We start from the raw sequence: 9,619 nt of genomic DNA on the forward strand, positions 1-9,619 counted from the left end.
TGTGTCCCTCCAGGGGCGCGCTCTTGCCAACCAGCCATTTTGCCAAAGCCAGGAGGCCCGCGCCGGGCGTCCGGCACCCTCACCCTTCAACCGACCGTGGCGGCGCTGTGCGAGCCGCTTGGATCGTCAAACATTGATTGGAACGAATATGCGAGCGAAAAAGACCTACAAACTGGATGCCGCTTTCTGCCGTGACGCAGAATGCCTGAAGGCGCGCGGCCACATGGATTATTATGACTCCGCCATCACGGGCTTCGTTCTTGAAACGCGGCCATCTGGTGGAAAGACATTCTGGCTCCGATATAAGGACGCCGACGGAGTGCAGAGGGCGAAAAGGATTGCTGCCTACGGTGACATCACGGTGGATCAGGTCCGCAAGGAAGCGCAGCACCTTCGTTCGCTAGTCGTTCTCGGCGGCGACCCTGCGGGGGAGCGCGATGAAAAAAGGGCCGTACCGCTTTATTCGGTGCTGGCTGAACAACATCTCGAGCATGCCAAGCTTCATGCCCGCAGCTTTACCACCATCGATGGCTACATGCGCCGGCACATTATTCCCCGGTGGGGCAAGGCGAAGCTGACCAGCATCAAGCAACAGGACGTGGCGAAATGGCTAGCGGAGAAGGGGCAGGAAGGCCTTGCTCCCGCCACAGTCGAGAAAATTCGCATGATCTTCGGCCGGTCCTTCGAACTGGCGAAGCAGTGGGGCATTCCCGGCGGCGACAAGAATCCCGTAAGGGGCATCCCGCGCAAACCCTTCCAGAACGCCCGCGAACGCTTCCTTAATGCCGCAGAGGTCAAGCGGTTGATGAGCGCTGCGGAAGCTTCGATGAACCCGCAACTGAAGCATATCGTCGGCCTATTGCTCCTGACCGGGGCGCGGGTGTCCGAACTGCTCCAGGCACAATGGCAGCACGTTGACCTTGATCGGGGGGTGTGGCTGATCCCCATGTCGAAAACGGGGAAGGCGCGTCACGTGCCGCTTTCCCAAGCAGCGCGGGATATTCTGGCGCAGGTGCCTCGGTTCAACAACTGTCCCTATGTCCTGCCCAACCCGGATACCAAGAAGCCGTTCGTCACCGTCAAGCATGCTTGGCAGACAGCGCGGAAAGAAGCGGTTCTGCCGGATTTGCGGATTCATGACCTTCGCCACAGCGCCGCCAGTTTCATGATCAACGCGGGCATCGATTTGTTCGCGGTGGGCAGGGTGCTGGGGCATGCCGATCACAAAAGCACGATGCGCTATTCACATCTGGCCCACGACACGCTCCTAGCCGCCGTCGAGGCCGGGGCGAAGAAAATGCGGGGCAGTCCCGCCCTGCGTTGACGATCCGATCCCCGCTCATGCGCTGCCTTGCGGCTGGTGTGTGGGCGGGCGACGGCCTTCCGCTATCATTTTTTGGAGATCATCATGACCGATCAATCACCGCCGCCGCGATCTGTGGCCAATATCAAGATCGCTGTGCCGACCGATCCGATGGAGCGGCTGCAACGCTTGTTGGACGGCTATGGGTCAGAAGGAAACATGCACGAGAAGGCGATCATGCTCATCGAAGCGTGCATTATGGAAGGGTTGAATACCGGACCCGCGATTATCGGCGCGCTCAAAAGGTTGGGTTTCAATCCCCGCCATATCGCGATCGTTTTGAAGGGCGACACGCCATTTGCGTGCCGGTGGCGCAAGGATGCGGATGGCATCTACAGCCTGCCTGCCTGAATCTTTCCCCGCCTATGTTCTGGCCTCGTGGCTGGCGCATAGGCGGGGACTTATTACACCGCTTTTTTTTTACCTGTTGGCGCGCTTCACCAGTCCAACAGCGCCCGCGCCAATGGCGGCAAGGATGCCCAGCTTCGCCACCGTCTTGATGGCCCCGGACGCGAAATAGCCCAGGATGCCTCCTTTGATGCCGCTGTCGCCGTCGCGCCGATCAATCGCCGCGCCCACTGCCGTTCCGATCAGGTTTTTCATGCTGCTGTTCTCCAATTTGTCGCGGAGAAGCGATCGGTTCGCGCCAAGGTTCCCCTCGCGCCGTGCGCCATAGCGTCGCCATGCTTGTCAGGACCGCCGCGACCCCGACTAAGAATGCACCGTCGATAATGACCATTGCCGACTCCTTTCCCGTGAGGCATGTTCCACATTTGTTCTCATGTAGGAAAGGTGATTCTGCGATGACGAAGCAGACCCCCCAGCAAACGCCGCTCCGCAGCGCCGCCCGAGCGATTTACGATACGGTTTATCCGTCGGAAGAATGGACCCCGGTGCCGTTTGATGAAGCCGAGCGCCTTCAGACCATCCACTATCGTAATGCCGTTGCCGCAGCCCGCTATTTTCAGCCGGTTGAGCAGGGCGCATTGTTGTGACCCATGGCCCGCTATCGGGATGGCCTGAGGGTGGCAACCTGCATCTTTGAGGCAGCTGCGTGGCACTATTCTGTCCGGGTTCAATGCCGATGCCGACAGGAAGGATTGTTCGAGGCCCATGGCCTGTGGTGGAAATTCGAGCGGAAGGGCTGGAGCGATGATTTCAGGGATGCCCGGCGGCGCTTTTACTGCAAGGCCTGTTCGCAGCGACACGGCCGGAAGGTGCGCCCGGTCATCATAGAGACAAGCAACAAGCCACCGCGCCATTGCTTTCCGCTTCCTGATGAGCGGGAATGGAAACGAGCGGTGAGCCGATTCAGAGGATAGGACAATGAGCTACAAAGCGGTGCCCGAAGAACTTTTCGACATTCCCGACAATCTCTCGCCCGGCGAATATCGCCATGTCTGCGCTCAGGTAGCGATTCAGGCTGTCACTTATGCCATGGGTTCACGCGAGGTGAAGGAGGCACATGCTTCGATCGCCATGCCGATGTTGGCTGAGGCGCTCGCCATGGGGGTGGCCATGCTGATCACGGCAGACGAGAGCATCAAGACGCCGCGCGACATTCGGATGGCGGGCGAGCATTTCGGCAAGCTGATCGGCGGCTTTGCGGCTATCCTGCAGAACGGCAACGACACGACAGGCGACCAATTGCTGGATATGCTGGGGGTGAGTCGAACGAAGCTCAACTAGAGGGGCATCATGTGCAATCTCTATAAGGCCCGGAGCAGCGCGGAAGAGATTGCGCGCCTGTTCGGTGCCCACCCTGATCCGGCCGCTCAGATCGCGGTGGAGAAGGATTATGTTGCCCCCGGCAAGCCGGGCTATGTCGTGCGGGAGCAGGACAATCAGCGCATCTTGTCTGCTATGAGCTGGGGCTTTCCCTTTCAGGGCAGGCCCGTCACCAACGTCCGCAACTACAGCAGCCCTTTCTGGAAATCGGCACTGACGAACCCCTCCCGGCGCTGTCTTGTGCCCGTCACCGAATTTCAGGAATGGTCAGTCGAGCCGATGCCCGACACTGGGAAGAAAAAGCCCTTCTGGTTCCGTGTCCCCAGCCAGCCGATCTTTGCCTTTGCGGGCATATGGCGACCCACCGAGGGTGTGCCCGTCTATTCCTTCCTCACCTGTGGCTATGAGGGTGATCCTGCAGCCCATGCCGTGGGGGCGATCCATCCCAAGGCTTGCCCCGTCATCCTCCACCCGGAAGATTACGACCGCTGGTTGCACGCTGACGTTGACGATGCACTATCACTAGCCTGCGCCTATCCCAGCCAGCTGATGGCGATTGGGAATGGGTGATTTACCCACGGACGCTTCAGCCCTAAGCCGCTGCGATGTCTAACGTTGTCAAATTCCGCCGTCGCAAAAAGGCGTCACGTTCGCCTGTCCTGCTGGCGAGCCTCGCAATCCTTGCTGTCGCTGGGGGAGTTGCATCTCTGTCGGTCCCTGATCGCGCTACCGCTAGGGACGAGGTGTCTCGCACCTTCACGCTTTGTCATACAGGCGGCGGCACCAACTGCGTGGTGGATGGCGATACCATCTGGCTCGATGGCCAAAAGATCCGCGTCGCTGATATAGACGCTCCGGAAACCCATCCGTCCCGCTGCGCGCTCGAAGCTGACCTTGGCACGCGGGCGACCCATCGCCTGCAAGAGTTGGTCAATGCAGGGCCGTTCGCCGTAACCACGCTGGATCGGGATGCCGACAAATATGGAAGAAAGCTGCGCGTCTTGACCCGTGGCGGGCAATCGCTCGGAGACGTGCTGGTAAACGAGGGGTTAGCCCGGACCTGGACAGGCAAGCGGGAGCCGTGGTGCTGAGGGTCAGGCCCGGTGGGCTTAGGCCATTAGTGCATCCAGCCGCTGGGCAACCTCTCGCCAAAGGGTGACGCCGCCCATTTCGCCCACGGCAGCCAATTCGCCTATACGCTCAGCAACCTTCAATGGGGCAAGCTCGCCATGTTGACGCAGCATCATCGAGGCCATGCCCCATAGTTCCTGATCGCGGGTCACGCTGGTTCGATACGATCAACAGCCAGCAGGTCAAATCCGCTGCGGGTGCCAATCACTTTGACCCGAGTGCCAACTAGATGTCTGTGACGCTTCAGGATTTCCAGTCGCCACTCGCCGCCACCGGGCATACGCAGGATAGGATAAATGCCGTTCTCCAGCAGAATGCCCTCCAGTTCATGGCGTGTCGGGCGGTGCATATTTCCTGCCTTTGATCATTACGAAATCGATACAAAGCCCCGCTCCGGTTTATGGAAGCGGGGCAAAGCCGTTGCCATGCTGGACGGCTATTACTTCACCTTCACCTCAAGCGAAGGATCAACCATCGCGACAGGCTTGGTTTCGGCCGGTGCAGCAATCGTTGCCCGGATCGGCTCTACGGCTGGTGTAGGGGCCACCGTAAAAGCCAAATCTTCGTCGAGGAAGGCGGGCAGGATGGTGCCATTCGGGATCAATGCGCTGGTGCCAGTGGTAAAGAAACCAGCGACGGGGACGAATGCGATTGCCCCTACCACACCGGCCGTTCCAGTAACGCCCTTGTCATTGAACGTGCCGGTGAGGCGGACCTGTCGGCCACCAAGGCGAAGATAAAGAACCCGGCCTTCAATATAGCCCGACTTCCCCCACATGCCCTTGTTCCGGACGGTGGTGATCTCCGCCATGCCGGGCGTGCCAGCCGGGATGATGACGTTTGTGCCGGACATGACAGCCTCAGCGACCTCGACGTTGATCCGGTCGCCAGCCTTCAGCGCCTTCTTCTTCGTCGTCAGTTCCTGAAGGGTGCGGACGGGCACCTTGACGCCAGCGCGCAGTACATTGCCATCGACTGGTGCGGCGATAGTGACTGGATTTTGTGCAAACGCGGCAACAGGCGCGGTCAACGCAGCCGCGCAAATCAATGCTCGAATCATGTAACCCCCAAATGAAATTTCGCTTTTGCGACCCCGGTGGCTTCAAAGCACAGTGAGGGTTAACGGTCTATATCTGTTCGAGAAAATCAGGCTCGTCATAGCGAGAACCTTGACGGGATAAGGGAAAGGCTCTCATTACTCGCGAAATTCAAGAAGTAGAGCATGATGCCCAGGAAGCCTCGCCGCTACAGATCGAATAAGCTTGGAGTCAGTCGGCTCTCTGGTCTTGTTTTTGGGGGCGCGGTGATATTAGGCTTGGTCGGTGGCATGGAAAGCAAGCGCGCCCCAGAAGCACCGTTGCCGTCATCGGCCTCTGATCAAAGCAGAGCGCCGAACGATCCTTTGGATAGTCAGGCAGCTATCAGTCCCGCTGCATTGGCTTCACAGCGGCCGAGCGGGTTGGCGACCGACGAAGCCTTTTCGACACCCCAATCTTTGTCAGCATCGGTGGAAGGTTCGGACTGGTCATATCGCACCTGTTCTCAGGCGAGGGCCGCTGGAGCAGCGCCGCTGTATCGAGGGCAGCCAGGATATGGATCACATTTGGACCGAGATAACGATGGGATTGCCTGTGAGCCGTATCGTGGGCGCTAGCAACCGGTTCTCCCTTAGCTCAAGAAAAGTGGACAATCGCCAGAGAAAAGCTCTGTTCCGACGGGTTGCGGTTGGAGGCAGATAGACTTAAACCGTTCTCAGTTTACGTTTATCTGCAATCTTGGGGGGCATGATGCAGACGATTTCCGCCTATGCGGGGCAATTATCGTTGCGGATCGAAGAATACCGTGGGCACGGTCAAAAAGAGGCGACCAAGCATCGTCCGGCTACCAATGCGGCGCATCCGGACAACCATGAGATCACCCTCAAGTCACAGGCCGAATCGCTGATTGCGAACGAGCAATTGCTTTTTGACACTTCTATAACCGAAGCTATGCGCGTAGCGCACGAGGCCACCGGGAAGGTCATTGAACTTCGTTCTGAAATCGATCAGGCCTTGACCGATGACACGCTCGATTCTCAGGTCGAGGCGGATTTGTCTAACGATCGAAATTCACTCGTTCAAGCGACGGCTAGTCGGATAACCGCCGAGGTTGAATGGCGCGGCTTTCGCGCAGCTAACAGCATCACGGATTCGCCTCGCTATCCTGAAAGCCAAATCTGGCACTGGTCCTTGATTGTTGCTTTTGTATTTATAGAGACTTTAGTAAACGCGTTCTTCTATCAGAATAATAACGGCCTAATAGGCGGATTTATTGTTGCTGCTGCTGTTGCTTCCGTCAACATGGGTTCAGCCGCAATACTAGGTACTTTATTTAGGCGTAAGAATCTTGCGGACCCCGTTCAAAAATATTTTGGATGGGCATGTTTGCCGATATTCTTTTTGCTCACTGTATTTTGTAATGCCTTATTCTCTGCTTTTCGTTCAGCCTATGAGAGCGTCATCGACCCTAGTGATACTGGTGAAATGGCAGTAGCTTTTCGTTCTGCATGGGAAGAAGCTGCTGGAATATTCGTATTCGACTTTCATTTCGGTGATTTCTCTAGCTTTCTCCTATTTATGTCGGGAATTATCTTGAGTGGGATTGCCTTTTGGAAAGGCTATACTTCAGACGATCCCTATCCTGGCTATAGCGACCGTGATCGCAGGCTGAAGGCTGCCAAAATGAACGAAGAGCAGGCCCAAGAACGCATTAAGCAGAAACTCAAGGATTCGCTTTTCTCCCATCGGAGTCGCGTGCAGGGGTTGGCGGCTCAGCCCGGAACCCAGATTGCATTGCTATCCCGACGGATAGCCGATGTGTCGCACGCGCAGCAGGGGTTGGTATCGCGGGCGGAAGCAATTGAACGCGATCATCACTTGGTCTTAGATAGCTACCGCCATGCCAATCTCGCCGTGCGAGGAACTGAACCGCCGGAGTATTTTGCGCGGAAGCCGGATTTGGCCGCGAAAATCAATGCCAATTCGGCTGAGAATGCACACGTTGAACTTCGTCAAGCGTTGGCAGAGGTGGAAACGTTGCAGGGTACGTACCGCGACGCTCTAAATGAAAAGCTCAAGCTGCTTCAGGAGCGTGCTTCTCAGATCCTTTCGGACACATACGAAAAGTTTGTGGAGGCAGTGCGTAAAGAAGCTCAACAGCTTGTCCAGCAAGACATTCAAATTATGCCTGCACAAAAGTAATGAAAAATTTGTCCAAAAAAGATCAGCAGGGGTTGTGGATAATTGTAGGGGTCGTCGTATTAATGGCGGTCGCTTTTGCCGGCAATTATCGCCTCAGTAATAAGCCAAAGCCTGATGAGCGAAATTGTATTTCACCTATCGTCGATAAAACTGCAATAATTCTTGATCGAAGTGACGACACTCCAAAACAAACCATTGACGAGATACTAAGTCGAATCAGCGGTTATGTTAATGATGGTGCTAAGACGAATGAGTTGGTCTCGATATTCGAGATTTCTCAAGCGAGCCGGACCGGGCTTACTCCTGTATTTGAGGCATGCACTCCTCAAAAAGATGGAAATGACCTCTATGAAAATAGGCGCGCTATTCAAAGATTCTATAAAGATAAATTCCAAAATCCTCTTGAAAAGGCGTTAAATAGAAAAGCATCTATTTCTGAAATGTCGCCGATCGCTGAAGCAGTGATTGATCTATCAGTGAGCAAGTTTCTGGACGCAAAATCCAATAAGCTGATAATATTTTCAGATTTGATGCAAAATAGTGAAAATACTTCTATTTATGGTTGCCTTTCTGATGAGGATGTTATTGGAAATTTTCGAGAAAAGCGTGCTGGTGCTGTAGAGCGGCCTACCTTCAAAAACACGTCGATCCAACTCAATATCATTCCACGGGAAGGTTTAGGGAAAGCAGCGGTCGCGTGCAGAGACAGATTTTGGATGTGGTTTTTCGGCGACAATTCGGGGCCACATGCCGGTCTTGAAACCAAATATTTGCCAGGGGGAGCACGAGTAAAGTGACCGAATTCAACTATGCTCGTGTCCTGACTCGGTGCATGGCGATTTCCGCCTTGGCCCTGATGGGAGGCGTTTTTTTCCCTATCCCTTCGCTGCTGTCATTCTGCGCGGCATTGGGGCCGTTGATCTGGTATCACTTGTTTTACCTCCGGCCGAAGGCGGGAGACGGGCTGGGGCCAGCAGCAATAGATAGCGTCTATTATTACGGCTTCCTAGTGACGGTTGGGGCGTTGGGGGCCACTACCTTAGACTTATCGATTAACGGCTTTGGGGGCGACTTTGCTGTAGTCGCATTTCAATTTGGTCTTGGGCTTCTAGCAACTGGTTATGCCGTCTGGGCGCGAGTGCATCTTACAGCGTCTGCTAAGCTCCTGGACCAGGAGGAATTGGCGGAGATAATGAACAAGTACATCGAGGAGTCACGTCAACTGGTGACTAATGTTTCGATGGCTTCCGCCGAGTTCGCAAGTTTCGCACAAACTCTAATTGAAAAATCCTCATCATTCGCTGCGCGCGTTGAGAGCCAAACGAAAAACTCTATTGAGGAGGCAACAAAGGCATTTGGCCTTGCGGTTGGCGCAATGGCTGAAGAAGCCAAGCTTGCGCTCGCAGACCTCCGTGGTGCTGTTACAGACGTGACTTTTGGGGGGGAGCGTGACGAACTCCGGAAAAGCGTCACATCAATGATAAAAACAGTAGCTTCGCTTTCCAATGGGCTGGAGCAATTGCAAACCTCAACCCGTGCAGGAGCTGGGAGTGTCGGTGAATTTGCTGGCTCTCTTGGTGCCGTCAATCAACATGCAACCGCTGCTGCTGCAAACCTTGAGAGGCTTGGTAAGGTCGACGGGACTGTTGCAAAGTTTGATGAAGCGCTCACAGCTGGAATAGCAAAAACACGCGAACTGGCGATGTGTGCGGATGTGGCATCTGCCTCGATCACCGGTATGTCCGACAAGTCTTCTTCCGCTTTTACGGCACTTCAAAGCGTCGAGAAACGATCTGTTGAAATAAGTGCGGGACTGGGCGAAATTGCCGCAGGCTTGGACGGCGTATCGTCCATCGCTGATCGTGTGAGGGCGGCGGCTCAATCTCTTGCCGCTTTGGAATCGGGCGCCTCAGAGTCCACAGCCGGTCTCGAATTGATGCGGGAGAGAGTCGCGGAACTCTATGCCAATCTCGAAAATCTTAACGCCGCTCTAATTGTTTCAACCGGCGGATTGAAAGATTCGCTTTCTGAGGCAGCGGAATCGATCGAGCTTTCGGCACAAAGGTTCTTTCTGGCCGCTGAGCAAAAGGCAGCGCCTGTAAACGCAGTGCCTGCAAACGCGGATGAACTCACCTTAAATGTGATAGCCGGAAGCTAA

At 55.5% G+C, this 9,619-nt stretch carries 14 protein-coding genes; 10 read left to right on the forward strand and 4 right to left on the reverse strand.

Annotated elements, in window-relative coordinates:
* The first annotated feature begins 148 nt into the window (after positions 1 to 148).
* The gene (locus tag LDB26_RS04665) at positions 149 to 1,324 is read left to right on the forward strand and encodes a site-specific integrase (protein WP_257540719.1); all 1,176 of its coding nucleotides are present in this window, start codon (positions 149 to 151) and stop codon (positions 1,322 to 1,324) included.
* 84 nt (positions 1,325 to 1,408) lie between these two features.
* Positions 1,409 to 1,714, forward strand: coding sequence for a hypothetical protein (locus LDB26_RS04670; RefSeq protein WP_257540721.1), 306 nt, complete (start codon positions 1,409 to 1,411; stop codon positions 1,712 to 1,714).
* Between the two features lie 69 nt (positions 1,715 to 1,783).
* Here LDB26_RS04670 and LDB26_RS04675 read toward each other — a convergent pair whose 3' ends face one another.
* Positions 1,784 to 1,966: a hypothetical protein gene (locus LDB26_RS04675; RefSeq protein WP_257540724.1), complete on the reverse strand. Its 183-nt coding sequence runs from the start codon at positions 1,964 to 1,966 to the stop codon at positions 1,784 to 1,786.
* A gap of 200 nt (positions 1,967 to 2,166) precedes the next feature.
* Between LDB26_RS04675 and LDB26_RS04680 the strand changes: the two genes are divergently transcribed.
* The 4 genes from LDB26_RS04680 (at position 2,167) to LDB26_RS04695 (ending at position 4,182) form a co-directional block, all read left to right on the forward strand.
* Entirely contained in the window at positions 2,167 to 2,358 is a 192-nt protein-coding gene (locus tag LDB26_RS04680) for a hypothetical protein (protein WP_257540726.1), read from the forward strand.
* 331 nt (positions 2,359 to 2,689) lie between these two features.
* Entirely contained in the window at positions 2,690 to 3,052 is a 363-nt protein-coding gene (locus LDB26_RS04685; RefSeq protein WP_257540728.1) for a hypothetical protein, read from the forward strand.
* A gap of 9 nt (positions 3,053 to 3,061) precedes the next feature.
* Positions 3,062 to 3,661, forward strand: a complete 600-nt coding sequence (locus tag LDB26_RS04690; protein WP_257540730.1) for an SOS response-associated peptidase — start codon at positions 3,062 to 3,064, stop codon at positions 3,659 to 3,661.
* A gap of 173 nt (positions 3,662 to 3,834) precedes the next feature.
* Positions 3,835 to 4,182, forward strand: a complete 348-nt coding sequence (locus LDB26_RS04695; protein ID WP_373886166.1) for a thermonuclease family protein — start codon at positions 3,835 to 3,837, stop codon at positions 4,180 to 4,182.
* A gap of 18 nt (positions 4,183 to 4,200) precedes the next feature.
* Here LDB26_RS04695 and LDB26_RS04700 read toward each other — a convergent pair whose 3' ends face one another.
* From LDB26_RS04700 to LDB26_RS04710, 3 genes are all read right to left on the reverse strand, one after another.
* Positions 4,201 to 4,374, reverse strand: a complete 174-nt coding sequence (locus LDB26_RS04700; protein WP_257540732.1) for a hypothetical protein — start codon at positions 4,372 to 4,374, stop codon at positions 4,201 to 4,203.
* Positions 4,371 to 4,571, reverse strand: a complete 201-nt coding sequence (locus LDB26_RS04705) for a DUF5818 domain-containing protein (protein WP_257540734.1) — start codon at positions 4,569 to 4,571, stop codon at positions 4,371 to 4,373. The genes LDB26_RS04700 and LDB26_RS04705 overlap by 4 nt, the downstream gene beginning before the upstream one ends.
* Positions 4,572 to 4,661: 90 nt before the next feature.
* Positions 4,662 to 5,282: a hypothetical protein gene (locus tag LDB26_RS04710; protein WP_257540737.1), complete on the reverse strand. Its 621-nt coding sequence runs from the start codon at positions 5,280 to 5,282 to the stop codon at positions 4,662 to 4,664.
* Positions 5,283 to 5,549: 267 nt separating this feature from the next.
* On the opposite strand from LDB26_RS04710, the gene LDB26_RS04715 reads away from it, so the two are divergent.
* The 4 genes from LDB26_RS04715 to LDB26_RS04730 all read left to right on the forward strand — a co-directional run bounded on the left by LDB26_RS04715 (position 5,550) and on the right by LDB26_RS04730 (position 9,619).
* Positions 5,550 to 5,876, forward strand: coding sequence for an excalibur calcium-binding domain-containing protein (locus LDB26_RS04715; protein ID WP_257541979.1), 327 nt, complete (start codon positions 5,550 to 5,552; stop codon positions 5,874 to 5,876).
* A 130-nt stretch (positions 5,877 to 6,006) separates the two neighbouring features.
* On the forward strand, positions 6,007 to 7,461 hold the full coding sequence (locus tag LDB26_RS04720; RefSeq protein WP_257540739.1) for a hypothetical protein: 1,455 nt from the start codon (positions 6,007 to 6,009) through the stop codon (positions 7,459 to 7,461).
* Positions 7,461 to 8,258, forward strand: coding sequence for a hypothetical protein (locus LDB26_RS04725; RefSeq protein WP_257540741.1), 798 nt, complete (start codon positions 7,461 to 7,463; stop codon positions 8,256 to 8,258). The genes LDB26_RS04720 and LDB26_RS04725 overlap by 1 nt, the downstream gene beginning before the upstream one ends.
* Complete coding sequence (locus LDB26_RS04730) at positions 8,255 to 9,619, forward strand: hypothetical protein (RefSeq protein WP_257540744.1); 1,365 nt, start codon at positions 8,255 to 8,257, stop codon at positions 9,617 to 9,619. Before LDB26_RS04725 ends, LDB26_RS04730 begins: the two co-directional genes overlap by 4 nt.

This window comes from Sphingobium sp. CFD-1, assembly GCF_024611115.1.
Taxonomy (GTDB): domain Bacteria; phylum Pseudomonadota; class Alphaproteobacteria; order Sphingomonadales; family Sphingomonadaceae; genus Sphingobium; species Sphingobium baderi_A.